This window comes from Paenibacillus sp. FSL R10-2771, from assembly GCF_038000205.1.
In the GTDB taxonomy this organism is placed as follows: Bacteria; Bacillota; Bacilli; order Paenibacillales; family Paenibacillaceae; genus Paenibacillus_AQ; species Paenibacillus_AQ phytohabitans.
Genome location: NZ_JBBOBM010000001.1, coordinates 508,863 through 525,262 on the forward strand (window position 1 = coordinate 508,863; position 16,400 = coordinate 525,262).

Annotated in this window: 15 protein-coding genes; 10 read left to right on the plus strand and 5 right to left on the minus strand. The window is 50.5% G+C overall.

Going from position 1 to position 16,400, the window contains the following annotated elements:
• Window positions 1-220 precede the first annotated feature (220 nt).
• Together NSU14_RS02300 and NSU14_RS02305 are read right to left on the minus strand one after the other, a co-directional pair.
• Window positions 221-3,043 (minus strand): O-antigen ligase family protein, encoded by a 2,823-nt coding sequence (locus NSU14_RS02300; RefSeq protein WP_042139806.1) that lies wholly within the window; start codon window positions 3,041-3,043, stop codon window positions 221-223.
• Between the two features lie 384 nt (window positions 3,044-3,427).
• Window positions 3,428-3,637, minus strand: a complete 210-nt coding sequence (locus NSU14_RS02305; RefSeq protein ID WP_042139805.1) for a hypothetical protein — start codon at window positions 3,635-3,637, stop codon at window positions 3,428-3,430.
• 210 nt (window positions 3,638-3,847) lie between these two features.
• On the opposite strand from NSU14_RS02305, the gene NSU14_RS02310 reads away from it, so the two are divergent.
• Together NSU14_RS02310 and NSU14_RS02315 are read left to right on the plus strand one after the other, a co-directional pair.
• Window positions 3,848-4,510 carry a YheC/YheD family protein gene (locus NSU14_RS02310; protein ID WP_042139804.1) on the plus strand — a complete coding sequence of 221 codons (663 nt, stop codon included), beginning with the start codon at window positions 3,848-3,850 and terminating at the stop codon, window positions 4,508-4,510.
• Between the two features lie 337 nt (window positions 4,511-4,847).
• Window positions 4,848-4,991: a sporulation histidine kinase inhibitor Sda gene (locus NSU14_RS02315; RefSeq protein WP_042217282.1), complete on the plus strand. Its 144-nt coding sequence runs from the start codon at window positions 4,848-4,850 to the stop codon at window positions 4,989-4,991.
• 135 nt (window positions 4,992-5,126) lie between these two features.
• On the opposite strand, the gene NSU14_RS02320 is transcribed toward NSU14_RS02315, so the two are convergent.
• Entirely contained in the window at window positions 5,127-6,101 is a 975-nt protein-coding gene (locus tag NSU14_RS02320; RefSeq protein WP_039306995.1) for an NAD(P)/FAD-dependent oxidoreductase, read from the minus strand.
• 324 nt (window positions 6,102-6,425) lie between these two features.
• On the opposite strand from NSU14_RS02320, the gene NSU14_RS02325 reads away from it, so the two are divergent.
• Window positions 6,426-7,619 (plus strand): NAD(P)/FAD-dependent oxidoreductase, encoded by a 1,194-nt coding sequence (locus tag NSU14_RS02325; protein WP_039306992.1) that lies wholly within the window; start codon window positions 6,426-6,428, stop codon window positions 7,617-7,619.
• A 1-nt stretch (window position 7,620) separates the two neighbouring features.
• On the plus strand, window positions 7,621-7,905 hold the full coding sequence (locus NSU14_RS02330; protein ID WP_076247483.1) for a hypothetical protein: 285 nt from the start codon (window positions 7,621-7,623) through the stop codon (window positions 7,903-7,905).
• Between the two features lie 184 nt (window positions 7,906-8,089).
• On the opposite strand, the gene hemQ is transcribed toward NSU14_RS02330, so the two are convergent.
• Entirely contained in the window at window positions 8,090-8,848 is a 759-nt protein-coding gene (hemQ, locus tag NSU14_RS02335; RefSeq protein WP_042139802.1) for a hydrogen peroxide-dependent heme synthase, read from the minus strand.
• Between the two features lie 279 nt (window positions 8,849-9,127).
• On the opposite strand from hemQ, the gene NSU14_RS02340 reads away from it, so the two are divergent.
• From NSU14_RS02340 to dnaI, 3 genes are all read left to right on the plus strand, one after another.
• Window positions 9,128-9,424: a YuiB family protein gene (locus NSU14_RS02340; protein WP_039306983.1), complete on the plus strand. Its 297-nt coding sequence runs from the start codon at window positions 9,128-9,130 to the stop codon at window positions 9,422-9,424.
• Between the two features lie 226 nt (window positions 9,425-9,650).
• Window positions 9,651-11,201, plus strand: coding sequence for a helicase DnaB (locus NSU14_RS02345; protein WP_042139801.1), 1,551 nt, complete (start codon window positions 9,651-9,653; stop codon window positions 11,199-11,201).
• Window positions 11,202-11,219: 18 nt separating this feature from the next.
• On the plus strand, window positions 11,220-12,176 hold the full coding sequence (gene dnaI / locus NSU14_RS02350) for a primosomal protein DnaI (RefSeq protein ID WP_340942528.1): 957 nt from the start codon (window positions 11,220-11,222) through the stop codon (window positions 12,174-12,176).
• Window positions 12,177-12,546: 370 nt separating this feature from the next.
• On the opposite strand, the gene NSU14_RS02355 is transcribed toward dnaI, so the two are convergent.
• A complete protein-coding gene (locus NSU14_RS02355) occupies window positions 12,547-12,705 on the minus strand; it encodes a YqzM family protein (protein ID WP_144026185.1) in 159 nt (52 codons plus the stop codon).
• A 186-nt stretch (window positions 12,706-12,891) separates the two neighbouring features.
• Here NSU14_RS02355 and NSU14_RS02360 point away from each other — a divergent pair, with 186 nt between their 5' ends.
• The 3 genes from NSU14_RS02360 (at window position 12,892) to uvrC (ending at window position 16,113) form a co-directional block, all read left to right on the plus strand.
• The gene (locus tag NSU14_RS02360) at window positions 12,892-13,362 is read left to right on the plus strand and encodes a GNAT family N-acetyltransferase (RefSeq protein ID WP_340942531.1); all 471 of its coding nucleotides are present in this window, start codon (window positions 12,892-12,894) and stop codon (window positions 13,360-13,362) included.
• 263 nt (window positions 13,363-13,625) lie between these two features.
• Window positions 13,626-13,943, plus strand: a complete 318-nt coding sequence (trxA, locus tag NSU14_RS02365; RefSeq protein WP_039306971.1) for a thioredoxin — start codon at window positions 13,626-13,628, stop codon at window positions 13,941-13,943.
• A gap of 178 nt (window positions 13,944-14,121) precedes the next feature.
• Window positions 14,122-16,113: an excinuclease ABC subunit UvrC gene (uvrC, locus tag NSU14_RS02370; protein ID WP_336100928.1), complete on the plus strand. Its 1,992-nt coding sequence runs from the start codon at window positions 14,122-14,124 to the stop codon at window positions 16,111-16,113.
• Window positions 16,114-16,400 lie beyond the last annotated feature (287 nt).

Sequence of the window (16,400 nt, forward strand, 5' to 3'; positions counted from 1 at the left end):
TTCGTTAATCCGGTTGATGCAATCTTCCACAGGTCTCCTTCCTGCCGGCCGCAGCATCCCTGGACCATTGCAGCGGTTAAACGGAGAATGCCGAACGCACGGTTAACGTGACGATTCCCGGTGTGGTTGATCTTACGCAAAAAAAGAAGGCGTCCCAGAAGCCATTTTACAGCTTTTGGGACAGCCTGTTTTTACTGTTCTCTAATTTCAAATAGTACAGTTAGAGCGGCATAACGGCAACTTCGTTAATCTTGACTGCTTCTTCCGGATCAGCCGTAATCAGCTTGTCATACACTGCTTGATCCTGGGCACTCTGGGTTCTCTGCTGTACAGCGAGGTACCAGCGGGCCGTTTCCCGGTTGACGGCATCGTTATAATCCTCAGTCAGCCCTTGCTGCAGTGTGGCTGCGGCGGCTTGCCATTGTTCCGATAAATATTGGATCTTACCGGCGTTCAGCAGCATAACTGAAGTAATCATCGATCCCCGTCCCTGCTGATCTTCAGCCGGAAGGGTACTGAACCATTCTTCATCCGCAGCCGCATGGGCATAAGCGTCCAGACCGGTTTTGAAATACCGTTCCTTATTAACCGTCTCCTGATCCCCCAGATCCGTCTGGCCCAGTGCATAAGCCTCCAGTGCCCGCTTCAAGGCTGCGGCTCCCAGCTCCTGGGAACGGCCGATCACCGCGCTGTACCAATCTGTATCCCAGAGGGTTGCGGTCTCCGTCAAGTCTTCGTAACCGTTGGTGAAGCCTTGCTTCACCGTTGCCCCAGCAGCTTCCTCGTCTCCGGACATGGATTGGATTCGCCCTGCATTCAGAGCAATCGTTGAGGTAACGAAGAATTCACGGCCCTGAAGCTGCTCGGGTGGAAGAGTCTTCAAATGCTCAATGCCGTCCGTTACATGTTTGTAGGAAGCCAGCGCACTGTTGAAATACTTCTGTTCCCCTGCTTCATCTCGCTTCGCATAGGCCTGCAGCCCAAGGAGCGAGGTCCGGCTGATCAGATGATCATACCAGTTAATATCCCACATGAACTTGTCCGCATTATCGAGATACACCCGGTAAGATTCTTCACTCTGGCCCTTCAAATCATAGTATTTCGCCAGCTGGGATAGCAGATCTTTGTTATAGGGCTCACCTTCAAGTGCGCGGGTTAACACCGTATAGGATTCGTCCAGAAACTGTGTATTCTGTGTTTGGGTAAATACCTGCTGATCCAGCATGGATAGATAAGCCGCCGATTCGGGATGATTCGGGCGGGTTTTGAGTGCTTTTACCAGAGGGGCCTTGATCTCTTCATAGGATTGGCTGACTTTGACCAGCTTCTTGGCGGTATAGGCTTCAGAGCTGGAACTGATATACCCCAGAGACAGGAACAGCAGATACCCGGTGCCGATTCCCAGCAGCCCGAAATACCCGGCTCTGATCCAAAGCTTGTTCCACTTGAGACGGAGCGGTCTGCTCTCCATGACAACGGTCATCCCTCCCAGAGCGAGGAAGACCAGAATCCCCATGAACGCATAGCTCATATTGAAATCAAGCAGGCTGTGAACAAGAATCGACAACGCGATAATGAGATAGAAGAACCCGTTATTGTAATCGTCTTTGTCGCGTTTCAGGTATCCTCTTACATACTTGCAGAAAATGAACAGGATGAAGCCCATGAACACGATAAAGCCGAGAATGCCCACTTCAATCAGGTACTGCAGGAAAAAGTTGTGGACCTGGCGGCTCAGGTAAGGGTTGTTCTGGTAGTGCTCATAGAGTGACGCCCAGCCCCCGCCTCCGGTCCCCAGTAACGGATAATCTTTGACCACCTTCATGGCATCTTTGTAAAAGGTGAAGCGTTCAAGTACACTGTGCTGCTTGAAGTTGATATTCTCCAGCCGTGTTCCGATATTCTCCGGCAGAATATTACGCGCACGGGTTCCGATAAACAGGAAGGCGATAAGCAACACACCGGCAACGGATACCACAGGAATCCATACTCCGCTCCAGCGGCGTGATTCTGTGCTGCCGAGCTTGCGGCTCAGCCAAGGGGCAAAGTAATGCTGGACAACCCAGCAGAGAGCGGCGGCGCAGAATGATGCACCCAGCAGGTATCCCCAGCCCTCAAGGGCTGCAGAGGAAGTGAAGGCCGTATTCAGCTCCAGGCCCAGTCTGGTTACCGGATTCGTAATCAGCAGAGACAATACGCCGGCAATGGCGAGATTAATAATCCAGAGTATCTGCTGCACAGGCTTCAGGAAGAGCAGCAGAATAATGAATACTACAGGCATCAGGACCAGACCGCCGCGGGACAAGGTAAGCAGCAGCGAGACAATGAAGGGAACCAGCATAAATCCGTGCATCAGCCGTCCGTACCATTTCCGGGAGCGGATCAGCGCGAATAAGGCGACGAACAGAAAAGCCATCAGGAACGCTGCATATGTATTGGCATACTGGAAAATGGAAGTCAGGCGAAGCCCGTTCGAATCGGTCATCACTGCTTCAGTGTACTTGCCGTTGACCACAGTATCCGAGAACCAGCCTACAAGACTGCCGGCAAGCTTCCAGCTTCCGAGCCAGTTCAATAGACCGAAACCGACGATCAGATAAGCGATTGCGAGGATACCCAGCTGAATAACATTATTGAGCTGCCTCTGGCGGAGCAGATACACGCTGATAATGAAGACCGCCGCATAAGTAAATTGGGTGAACAGCATGTTCATAGCCATATAATGCGAGGCAGCGCCAAACAGTGACAGGGCGTACGTTAACGGGAGCAGGATTGCGGCGAGGGTAAGCAGATCGCGCTGCCCGTCCAGCCTGAAGGTCTTGAAGTACAGGACAGCACAGGCCAGCAGGAGCAGACCGCTCAGCAAGGCAGCCATATAAATAGGCTTCTCAAATTCCACTCTCATTCCGTTGAACAATCCAACCTGGAAGGGGGTCCACCCCAGGAACAGGATGAAGGCAATGCAGAGCGCCCATGCGGGTCCGGAATTCTTTTCGATCGTCTTGGACGGAGCCGCTTGCTTGCCGTATACAGGTTTCGACACGTTATATTCTCCTTTTTTCGAGTATTCACGCTACTAATTCTAACATAGAACCATTTAAGGTATATTGTGTAAAATGATGATAATGTGAAATTATGGATGGTATTTTGAAAATCCGGAGGAGGATAAGCAGGTTTGAAGCCGGGAGGCATATTCATAGCGGGTCCGGGGATGGATTTTGGAGAGCAGCCGGGTGTTAAGGGCCGGATAAGACTCAGCTAATGAAGCTGTCCATTGGCACAGGCCAACCCTTTACGGATTCATAGAATATAGTATCTCAGGCAAATCTATGAGGCATGTATACGTGAGATTCCGCTCAAAGGCAGCAATGATAAAAGGCAGTCTGCTCTACGGATGTCTTTTGCCATAGCTGCCGGGAGCTTTGCTTCAGGCCGGAAGGATGAATTTGAAATTAATCATGAACACGATCAGGGCAGCGGCCCCCAGGGAAAAGGCGATACAGCCGGCGCCCAGAACCCTGCGGCGGTCTTTGATGAATTTGAAGCCCAGCGCGCAGACGAGTATCGTGGTTCCTGCCAGTACAACAGACATGCCGACCATCGCAAACCAATACAGGATTTCAAAAAACTGTGCCATTAGGAAACCCTCCCCTCCAGGCTATAATACAACGAATTTTAAGAATATTCCAGCTCTGGAATAAACGGAACACCGGGATATACGGCCCTTGCGGCTATATGCCCTTTTTTGCTGCGGACTCCCTTACCACGGACAATCATACAGGAGGGTGCGGTCTTTCGTGAGTAATCTATAGGGTAGGCTGGGAATTCGAAAGGAGAGGGCGAAAAAATGGCGGGGAGAGAACTGGCAAGCAAGTTGCTGAAGACCGCGGCGTTGCTTAGCGATTCACGGGTTGCCGGTTACATTCCGAGAACACGGGAATATAGTGCTGCCGGACTGCTGGCGATGCTGGGAAGATACGGGAATGTTGTGATTAAGCCGGTTGTCGGCGGCGGAGGCTACGGGGTGATCAAGGTGTTCCGGGATCACAGGGGTTACGGCTTCACGTATATGCATAATACACGTATATATCGTGATTTTGCTTCGATGAGGTACGCGCTGGACCGCTTCAAGGTAAAGCGGAGATATTTGATCCAGCAAGGCATTTCCCTTGCCCGGATTTCCGGGCGTCCGATTGATTACCGGGTCAAAGTGGTGAAAAACGGCGATCACTGGGAATTCCGCTCCATGGTAGGCAGAGTAGCCCGGCCGGGATTGTTCGTTACTAATCTCTGTAAAGGGGGAACGATGCTCAGCTGCCGTCAGGGACTGAACAGATCGCTGCCGAGAATCCGGACCTCCGCCAAGAAAGCGGAGATGCGCCGGCTGACTTTAGTCTGCATTGAGCTGCTGGAGCGGCATTTCCCCGGCATCGGTGAGCTGGGCTTCGATTATGCTGTGGATCAGCGGGGGAAAATATGGATTCTGGAAGTAAATACAAGACCAAAATAACCGAAAATTGATTAAGAAAATTTTAATAATTGACGATAAATACATTAATAAGCTAATATTGCGTTTAGTCGTGTCAATTCCGAGGTAATATGAACATAAATATCCCAGCCAATTATGAACATTCTAAAAATTATTTTTAAGGATAAGCGGGATATCTGCCCTGTGCATAACTATTATCCCCATAGTCCACCGTGCAGTACCTGACATTACAACCCTTACTAACATATTATGCACAGGATCTCCACAGTAGCTTGTGGATAATGAGAACGCTTGTTCGAATAATGATAGTTTGCTATGATAGATTCAGATCCAAATAAAGGAAAGGTAGGTGAACGTTATGGTTGAATTGTCGGATGAGATGCTGCTGGACTCTTATCATAGAGCGATAGAGCTGCAATTGGAGCATGATTTCATCGCTCTGCTACTCGCTGAAATTCGCAAACGGAACTTACACTCTCCAGTTCATGCGGTTCTTCACTAAAGATCAGAGCATACCTTTACAGCACCCAGAATTAATCAAACCGCAAGTAACACAGAATAGGGTATCTTTTCAAGTTGAGGTGGAATCAACCTGAAAGGATACCCTTTTATTGTAAGTTTTAGGTTATACGCAATCCTAGAGTTTGAGATTACTGCTGTGTCCCGGGGACAGCTTTGCTTCCGGATCAATATACACCTTGGCATTATTCACAGCAGTCGGCGCTTCTCCGAAGCCTACAGCAATCAGCTTCAGCTTGCCCGGATACGTGGTGATATCGCCTGCGGCGAAGATACCCGGAATGCTGGTCTCCATGCGGGAGTCTACCACAATGGAGTTGCCGTCGATCTCAATTCCCCATTCCGCAATCGGTCCCAGTGAGGAAACGAAGCCGAAATTGACAATGACACTGTCTACTTCGATTTCCTGCGTTTCTTTGGTCTTGATATGAGACAAGGTTACCTTGGTGATGAACTCTTCACCATGCAGCTCAGTGATCTCGGATGGCGTAATAACATTGACCTTGGAGGCCATCAGATTCTCGACACTGTGCTCATGGGCGCGGAATTTATCCCGGCGGTGAATCAGGGTTACCTGCTCTGCGATAGGCTCAAGCATAAGTGCCCAGTCCACGGCAGAATCGCCGCCGCCGCTGATCAGCACTTTCTTGCCTTTATATGCATTCAGATCGCTTACAAAATAATGCAGATTGGCTTTCTCGAAACGCTGCGCATCAGGCACTTCCAAGCGCCGCGGCTCGAATGCGCCTACACCTGCTGTGACAATAATAGCTTTGCTGTGATATTCAGCTTTATCGGTGGTGACGATGAAGTGGCGCTCGTCCTGCTTCACAACAGATACAACCTTCTCCTCCAGACGGATATCAGACTGGAAGAGCTCCATCTGCCGTGAAAGGTTATCCACCAGCTCCTGTCCGGTGATCTTGGGAAAACCGGCTACGTCGTAAATATATTTTTCGGGATAAAGAGCAGCAAGCTGCCCCCCCAATTGGGGCATACTTTCAATAAGTGTTACCGAAGCCTGGCGCATACCGCCGTAAAAAGCGGCAAACATACCGGCTGGTCCCCCGCCTATGATGATGAGATCGCTCATAGGAACGGATTGCTCTAGTGTCACGTAATATTACACCTCCGAGTTGATAGTTTCAAATTGCCATACTTGCGTACCTACTCATTATAAACATTGTGGCACCCCGCTGCAAAGCCTTTGATTTCACTGAAAAATGTGACATTTTGTTGTATGATTGTATTTGATTAAAACGATACTAAGGTTTACAATGGATATGGTTATTTTAGAAATCCTTTAAGTTTTATTGGAAATTCTTCTGAATTTAAGTGTATAAATTCACAAAAGAAACCTAATTTTTTTACAAAAAATAACACATAGACAGATTCACCTGTTGGAAGGAGCCGGAACATGAGCAGTATTCCCAAAATTGTTATCCTAGGCGCGGGATATGGAGGTATCTTGACCGCCCAGCGGCTGCAGAAAGCTTTGAACTATAATGAAGCGGATGTAACCCTGGTGAACCGCCATGAGTATCATTATTTCACGACCCATCTGCATATGCCAGCAGCAGGAACGGACAGCATCGAGCATACCCGCGTATCCATCTCCAAGCTTATCGATGAATTCAAAATCGATCTTGTTAAATCTTCCGTACAGGAGATCCGTACCCAGCAGAAGAAGGTTATTCTGGAAGACGGAACCCTCTCGTATGATTATCTCGTAATCGCACTTGGCGGCGAGCCTGAGACCTTCGGAATCCCGGGACTCGACAAATATGCGCTGACCATCCGCAGCATTAACTCCGTGCGGCTGATCCGTGAACATATTGAGTATCAATTTGCCAAATACAAGAATGAGAATAATGCACAAGAGCATATCAACTTTGTTGTCGGCGGCGCGGGCTTCAGCGGCATTGAGTTTGTGGCTGAACTGGCAGACCGGATTCCGGCACTGTGCAAAGAATATGATGTCGATCCAAGTATGGTCAACATCTATAATGTAGAAGCTGCACCTACTGCGCTGCCTGGCTTTGCTCCGGAGCTTGTCGAGCATGCCATGACAGTGCTTACGAAGAAGGGGGTAACCTTCAAGTTCGGCGTGGCGATCAAAGAATGCCTGCCTGGCGGTGTCATCCTTGCAACCGGTGAAGAAATCAAAGCTTCCACGATCGTATGGACCGGCGGGATCCGCGGCAACCGTCTGATTGAAGCTGCCGGCTTCGAAGCCATGCGCGGACGTGTGAAGGTAGACGAATACCTGCGTGCTCCGGGACATGAGAATATCTTCATCATTGGTGACGGCTCCCTCATGATTAATCCGGAAGGGCGTCCTTACCCTCCAACGGCACAGATTGCAATGCAGCAGGGAGAATGCTGTGCGCATAATCTTGTAGCGGCCATCCGCAGCCAGCAGCCGAAGAAGTTTGCGTTCAGCAACAAGGGCACCGTAGCCTCGCTGGGCAAAGGCCAGGGGATTGCAGTAGTGGGCGATAAGACCTATAAGGGCTGGACAGCGGCGCAGCTGAAGAAGGTTGTAGACATGCGCTACCTGCTCATTATCGGCGGCATTCCGCTGGTACTCAAGAAGGGAAGATTCCTCTAAGATGCGCCATTGCAGCGTACAAGTTCGCGGACTGCTCACGCGTGAGGAGCTGGACCGCTACAATGCTCTAATTGAGGTCGGTTCCTATCTTGAAGATCAGACACGTTATGATCTGGCTTACAATATCCAGAAGGAAATCGACATTCTCATTCTCCCGGCCATAGAGCGCCTGAAGGATAAGGGCCGCGCCCGTGACCGGGCGACGGCTGAATATCTGGAGAGTCTGCGGGATGGGGAAGACGATGATGAGGACGAAGAGGCTGAAGGTAAGAATACGTCCGATTGAGGATATAGATTTGTGAATAGGACACGACCAATAGACCGCATACCTTCGCGAGAGGGCGGTCTATTTGCGTTTATTGGACAGCAGCGTCATAAGCAAGTTTCTTGTTACTATAGCAAAAGTCCAAATAAAGGGAAGCTTTCCTGTGAGGAAGACTTCCCTTTATATACTGTGGTTATTCTTCGTTTTAGAGCTTCAGCATCTCTTCGAACGATTCCTCAGTCAGCAGATTGCCGACATAGAAGGGACCGAACTCGCCGTAGCGGGCACTCACTTCATCAAAGCGCATCTCATAGACCAGCTTCTTGAACTGCAGGGCATCTTCAGCGAACAGGGTCACGCCCCATTCCCAGTCATCGAATCCGACGGAGCCGGAGATGATCTGCTTCACCTTGCCGGCATATCCGCGGCCGATCAGGCCATGGGAATGCATCAGCTCACGGCGTTTGTCCATGTCGAGCATGTACCAGTTGTCCGCAAGCTCGCGTTTCTTGTTCATCGGATAGAAGCAGATATGCTTCGCTTGCGGCAGAATAGGCTTCAGCCGGGCGGCAACATGCGGATTCAGCATCGGATCGCTGCCGTCTCCTGCAGTTCCTCCTGCGGCGTAGTTGCTGAGTTCCACAATACTTACATATGAATAGGCTTTGGTAGTATATTGGGCGAAGGCGATTTTGTTAAAAGCAGTCTCAAGCGCATTCAATGCTTCCAGGCTTTCCCGCAGAAACATCATCACGAAATCAGCTTTCTGGCCAACGATGGAATACACGGTGGAGCTGCCTTCCTTGGCTTCTTCCACGGGCCCCCATTCCTGCATGAAAGCATGCAGCTCCTCCAGGGCAACGGCGCGTTCTTCATCATCGGCTGCCGTCCAGGCATTCCAATTGAGAGAGCGGAAGTCATGCAGGGCATACCAGCCTTCCAGTGTCAAAGCGGCTTCGTTCATGTTCTCACTCCTTTAAAATTTGCATACGTTTAATATGTATAAACATATTTCCGAAAAGAAACGTGCACCGTTCTTATGAAGACGCTGCAGCCGTTTCCATTTGCTATTTGCATTGTATCGCATGCGAACGGCCAAGAGCAAACTCTGCAGCCGCCATTTGCGCTGATCGCAAACCACTGGACGATAATGTTCATTGCTTCGCTACATTTTTTCTAGTAAACTTACTATTAAATAAGGTTTGGTGTGCGGTTCTTTATAGAGAGAGGGGATGGCGGTACGATGGGATTTATTCCAGTGTTTGTTCTGGCCGTTTTGTTCTTTGTCATGATGTTTGGCATTGGCTTTATCCTTAACATGTTAATGAAGACTACGTGGTTTCCCGCATACCTGTTCGTAATCGTTATTCTTCCCGTAGTGGTCTACTCCATCTGGGACCGGAGCTCCATGTCGTTATGGGAGCATCTCTCTACCTTCCATGTAGTCGACTATCTTACCGGTATAGCCGGCCTTGCCGGTGCTGTACTGAGCGGCTGGACCATTCAGAAGCTGCGTCTGGGCGGATACAAAATGTTCTGAGGAATGTGCAGAGCAGGCAAGACAACAAACGGCTGATCTCCTTCAAAACTAAGGGGAAGCCGTTTTTTCTTATCTTTTCCGCTAGAATCAGCAAGTGTTACAAAGCTGTCGATAATAGGGGGAAAAGCAGCTTTTTTGGGCCTTTTTTTACATTTCCGGCCGGGTGTTTTGTGATAGAATAGAAATCTATATGAATTCGTATAGAAGAGGGGGAGGTTTTCCGCAGATGCGTATGAGCAACCTGCATCATTTCACCGAACATCATCGGTACTGCGTTTCCCGCGAATTCGGTCTAAGCCATGTGGATGGACGAATGCTCGGTTCGGTCTATCAGCCGATGGTCGGCGCTTTTGCCATCAGCCTGTACAGACTGCTGTTCGAGCATATTCCTGCTGAATCCATCGGGTATTCCGGTGTGGAGCAGCAGCGCAGGCTCTTTATGACCCTGGGCGTGGAGCCTAATGAGAAGGGCCGCAAATATTTAGTTGACCAGGCTTCACGGCTGGAAGCGGTGGGGCTGCTGCAGACCTGCCGGATTTATGCCGCGGAGAACGATGATTATATGTACGAGTACGAATTAATGCCGCCGTTGTCGCCGTCGGAATTTTTTGCGACCCAGCATTTAACGCTGCTGCTCAGGGATAAGATCGGCAAATTCGCCGTATTGTCGCTGCGCGAGCAGTTCTGGAACCGGGAACCGGAAGAATGGAGCCGGCGGTCGGTCGGTAAAGAGAATATTTCGCTGCCCTTTTATGATATTTTTGAGCTCAATACTCATGTCATTGATTACGAACTGGAGCAGGCGCTGGCCGAGGTAGCTACCGTGCGTCAGCCGGGAACGGTTGATGGCGGCGAGCCGAATATCGGCTACAGTGACATCATTCTGCGGTTCCCGCGTGAGTCGGTCAACCGTGCGCATGTGGAGAAGCTGCGTTTTGATCATAACCAGATGGGCGTTATTAATTATGTGGCCCGCAAGTACGAGCTTGGCCCGCAGGATCTATGCCGCCTGCTGGACGAGGACGATGTCTTCACGCCGGATGGCGAGGTGATTCTGGATACACTGCAGTACAAGGCCAGCCAGCATTTCCGCCAGGATATGAAGCGCCAGGAGAAACGTGAGATCGCCGCTGCCAAGGTGGTGTCGCTGCGCTCTGCTGCCGCTGATGAGAGTGATCCTTCCGGTGCGCCGGTGGAGCAGTCTGTCGAAATGGAGTTCTATGTAGAAGTGCCTCCGCAATTTATGTCCAAATGCGACATTCACCAATATAATATGATGCTGCGCAACGAACCTTATACACGTCTGCTGCAGACGTTTTTCCCCGGGGCTGTTCCGGGCCAGCTGATGGATATCTTCGAGAAGATCGATTTGAACTACAAGCTGAACGGTGAAGTCATCAATGTACTGATTCACTATTTGATGACAATGGTGGCCTCCGGCGGCGACCAGCGGATGAACCGCAATTTCGTCGAGGCCATTGCCTCCAACATGCTGGTCAAGCAGGTGAATACTTACGAGAAGGCTGTGCGTTATATCCGCGACCAGTCCAAGGTGAAGGGCAAAGGAGCGGCTTCCGGCTCTGCCGGCACGGCCGCGGCGGGAACACGCCAGCGTTCATATACGAAGAATACCGGACGTTCCGGCAAGCCGGAGATCCCGATTGTGCTGGATGACGGCAGTGCCGGGACCGTATCGGATGAGGAATTCGCGGCGATGATGAAGAAAGCGGCCGAGATTAAGGCAAGTAAGAAAAAGGGCGTCCTGAGAACGCCCTAAAGAAAGCGAGGTGCGGCGATGGAGTCTATGGGCGAAGTGCTGCGTTCGATGAACAATTCTGCTCTGCGCCAGCGCTCCCGTGATCTGGAGCAGGGACTGTTTAATAATCCCCTGGTCAAGCAGCTTCAGGCTGATCATCCGGAGCTGGATGAGTCACGGCTGCGGCTGCATTTAAGCCGGCTTTACCAGTATGTCGAGGAGGACCGCCACTGCAAGAACTGTCCGGGCCTTGAGAACTGTCCGAATGATTTCCAGGGACACTACAGCAAGCTTACAGTGGAGACTGTTAACGGGATACCTGATCTGTATGAGCGCAAGACACCCTGCAAGCTGAAGATCGCGCAGGATAACCAGGATAACATCCGCAAGCGGATCCGCAGCTTCTATGTGGATGAGCGTGTGCTGAACGGCGGATATGATGAGATGGACATTATGGGCAAGGACCCCCGGCGGGCCAGTGCCGTGAGCCGGATATTTGATTACATTGCAACTGTGCGGGCAGAGGGCCTGACTTCCCGGGGAATCTACCTGCAGGGCAGCTTCGGGACAGGCAAGACCTTCCTGATGTGCTATCTGCTCCATGAGCTTGCGATTGCCGGTCACAGCGGCGTAATTGTGTACATGCCCGACTTCATTGAAGAGTTGAAGCTAATCATGATGGACAACCAGAAGCTTAAGGAAATGGTAGATACGATGAAAAACTGCGATCTGCTCATTTTTGACGATATCGGTGCCGAGAACCTGAATCCCTGGGCCCGTGACCATGTGCTGGGTGCGATCCTGAATTACAGGATGAACCGCAAGCCGACCTTCTACACCTCGAACTATCCGCTGGATGGGCTGGAGAAGCATCTGAGCATGACCAGCAAGGATGGCGAAGAAGTCTACAAAGGCCAGCGGCTGATGGACCGGATCGCCCCGTTTGTGGATGTCATTCCGCTCCATGGGGACAATCAGCGGGGTACGGTAAGATAAATTCCGCTGCATGATATATATTACTGGACGGATCATTTATAATCCCGCCGCTTACTGGCTGCGGAGGTTATGAGTGGTCCGTCTTTTGTTGCTTAAGAGGCCTGAATGTTGTAAGGAATGCAACTTGTGAGCATAAGAAACGGGGTGTTTGTCGATTTGGGCCGCTTAAGCGAAGGGAATGTTGTATTTGGTGCAGGATTTTGCGTTACTCAACCATTCAAATCAGCAGAAATAAGAGCTGCTCTGCCCGCACACAAACAGCGGCGGGACCCGGACATTGAAGTTCCTGGCCCCGCCGCTGTTTGGTATGAGTTCTCCGTATGCATCTAGCTTATGCGTAAACTTCGGTGTTGCTCTGCTGCCTGCAGCTTTATTCGGACATAATAAACTTGATGATAACCATCCCGAAGAAAACTACGGTCATAAATCCTGTCATTCCAAAAAAACCGGCCATTAGGTCGCCAAGGTCATTACGGGGCTCTTCGTTGACATGCTCCCGCGGGTCACGGACTTGCGCGTTGACATCCATCGTTTCTTCCTCCTTGCTGTTGCATGACTGTGCAAAGTAAGTTACAGTTATACATGTGAGAGAAGTCATTGACAATTAATGCGCTTTCTTTAAGTATACGAACTTGCCGGGAAGTTGTAAAGATAAGATCGGCGCCTAGCCTTGTATGAGATGCAAAGAGGTGATTCGATGATAAGTATTAGACCTATGGAACCGCAGGAATACGATTTTCTAATGGATATGCATTATGAGTCAATCAATATAGTACAAGGGAAGCCCTCCAGGAGTGAACTGCTGAGTTCACCGGATATCGTGAAGTACAACGAGAAGTGGGGGAAAGAAGGTGATAGGGCGCTAATCGCTCTGATTGACAACCAGCCCGCAGGTGCTGCCTGGTACAGACTGTTTGATGAGACGAACCAAGGCTATGGATTCGTGGATGCTGAAACCCCGGAATTAGGTGTCGCTATACGGCCCGGCTATAGAAAGCAGGGCTTGGGAATCAGACTAATGCAGGCTATCATCCAGCAAGCCGTATCCGATGGATACCCATCGGTTTCTCTTAGTGTAGATCCGGAGAATCAGGCGGCCGTCCGCTTATATGACAAGCTTGGATTCGAATATTTCGGGATATCCGGAACCTCCCGGACGATGAAGTTAAACCTTAGGCTAATTTGATTTTATACAATATAATTTTATAAAACATATAACAAATGCATTGTATTTATGTTATACTGTGGATGTGTCGCTAAATGGTAATCTGGTTATCATATTACATGAAGCATTTTATCCCGCTATATTCTCGGAGTAATTTTCGCCATCTTGGCTCAGGCTATAGAAGCGGATCTTATTTCGTACAGCTAAGCTTAGGCTTCCAAGTATTTTGAACAATACTGTTTCAGGAAGCGGATGCTCACAAAACTTTGAGGAGGAACAATATCATGGCTATCGTGAACGTGTCTGACCAATCCTTCGTTAATGAAGTGGAAGGTCAAGGTACTGTAGTAGTAGACTTCTGGGCACCTTGGTGCGGCCCTTGCAAAATGCTTGCCCCTATTCTGGAGGAATTGTCCACCGAGCTGGGAGACGGCGTAAAAATTGCTAAATTGAATGTAGATGAGAATCCTGAGACGGCTTCCCGTTTTGGAGTGATGAGTATCCCTACTTTGATCTTCTTCAAAGACGGCCAACCCGTGGACAAAGTCGTAGGACTGAACTCCAAGGATTCCCTTAAGAATATCGTAGCTAAACATCAATAAAGATTAATTCCGCTGTATCCGGGGGCCTCGCGGCCCCTTCACACAAAGCGCCTTCGGTCATCCGAAGGCGCTTTGTGTGTCAAATAGAAACGGGTGTTCTATAATAAGGCTTGAATCTGTAGTACATTCTATTCTAAACTTACCTTATAACAGTGTAGTAACAGGTGGGGGAGAACTCATGGATTATATGGATAATATCCGCAACAAACTGGCTCTGCTGCCTGATCTGCCCGGCTGCTATCTGATGAAGAATGATGAGGGTACGATTATTTATGTGGGCAAGGCCAAAGTGCTGAAGAACCGCGTGCGCTCTTATTTCACCGGCAGCCACAACGGCAAGACGCAGCGGCTTGTCGCCAATATTGTTGATTTCGAATATATCGTCACATCGAGCAATATGGAAGCACTCATTCTGGAGTGCAATCTGATCAAGAAGCATATGCCGCGTTATAACGTGCTGCTGAAGGATGATAAGACTTTTCCGTATTTAAAAATAACGAATGAAACGCATCCGCGCCTTGAGGTCACGCGGCGGGTGCTGAAAGATAAAGCTAAATATTTCGGCCCGTATCCGAATAGCTATGCGGCCCAGCAGACCAAGAAGCTGCTGGACCGGATGTATCCGCTGCGCAAGTGCGGGGTGATGCCGAAGGAAGTCTGCCTGTATTATCACATGGGCCAGTGTCTGGCTCCCTGCGAGAAGGAAGTGCCGAAGTCCGCTTACGAGGAGATTACGCAGAGCATCTCGTCCTTCCTGAACGGGGGGCATGATGCGGTGAAGAAGGATCTGCAGAAGAAAATGCAGGAAGCCGCAGAAGAGTTGTATTTCGAGCGTGCCAAGGAGCTGCGTGACCAGATTATTCACATCGATGCCCTGATGGAGAAGCAGAAGATCAACACGGTTGATACCAAGGACCGGGACGTCTTCGGCTATGCAGTCGATAAGGGCTGGATGTGTGTGCAAATTTTGTATATGCGGCAGGGTAAAATGATTCAGCGCCACTCGTCGGCTTTTCCGTTCTACGGGGAAGCGTACAGTGATTTCATGTCCTATGTGACGCAGTATTACAGCGATAACCCGGCATTGCCGCAGGAAATCCTGCTGCCGGATATGCTGAGTGACGGAGCCGTTAAAGCGCTAACGCCAGAGACCGGTACAGGTGCTGCGGTAACGGGCTTGCAGACTGCTGCAGGCATGCTGGGCAGCCGGGAAATGCAGGCGGCGCTGGAGGCGGAAGATAGGGCGGAGGTTGCAGCGCCGCCGCAGGAGCAGGCGGAACAGGAAGCGGCTGCTGAAGGAACCGTGGACGCGGCCGGAGGAGCGGCAGCCCTGCAGGAATGGCTGGGCATCAAGGTACTTGTGCCGCAGCGCGGGCTCAAGAAGCAGATGGTCGGCATGGCCTGCCAGAACAGCCGGGTGGCGCTGGATGAGAAGTTCCGCCTCATTGAGCGGGATGAGGAGCGCACCTCCGGTGCGGCGAGCAGTCTGGGCCAGAGTCTGGGACTTGAATCGCTTAACCGGATTGAAGCATTCGATAACTCGAATATTCAGGGTACGAATCCGGTCTCGGCGATGGTTGTGTTCATTGACGGCAAGCCGGCCCGCAAAGAGTACCGCAAATATAAGGTCCGCACTGTGCAGGGGCCGGATGATTATGAGACGATGCGTGAGGTCATCCGCCGCCGGTATGAACGGGTGCTTAAGGAGAATCTGCCGCAGCCTGACCTGATTGTGGTCGATGGAGGCAAAGGCCAGATCTCCTCGGCGATCGATATTCTGCAGAATGAGCTGGGTCTGTTCATTCCGGTCTGCGGTATCGTCAAGGATGATAAGCACAGAACGGCGCAGCTGCTGGTCGGGGATTCCGCCGAACCGGTATCGCTGGCCCGGGACAGCCAGGAGTTCTATCTCCTGCAGCGGATTCAGGATGAGGTTCACCGGTTCGCAATTACGTTCCACCGCGAACAGCGCGGCAAATCGATGGTCACCTCGAAGCTGGATTCGGTTCCGGGAATCGGGGAGAAGCGCCGGAAGTCGCTGCTGAAGCATTTCGGCTCGCTGAAGAAGATCAAGGAAGCTTCCGTGGAAGATTTCCGTGTTCTGTCTATTGGCGAGAAGCTGGCCCGGCAGATTCTGGATGCGCTCAAGGATGAGGAACCGTCATTATAAATAGGCTCAAACGGTAACGAAACAGAGGCCGGCCCCATGGGGGCCGGTTTTTTGGTGACATAGGAAATTATGCTATTCGTCAGGAATCCCGCTGAACCCCCGGAAGACGGGCCGATGGAGGACCAAATGTATGCGAAAAATCGGATACAATGTGCTTCCGTGAGGGCAACCGGACCAAATGTATGCGAAAAATCGAATACAATGTGCTTCCGTGAGGGTAACCGGACCTAATGTATGCGAAAAACCGAATACAATGTGCTTCAGTGAAGGTAACCGGACCAAATGTA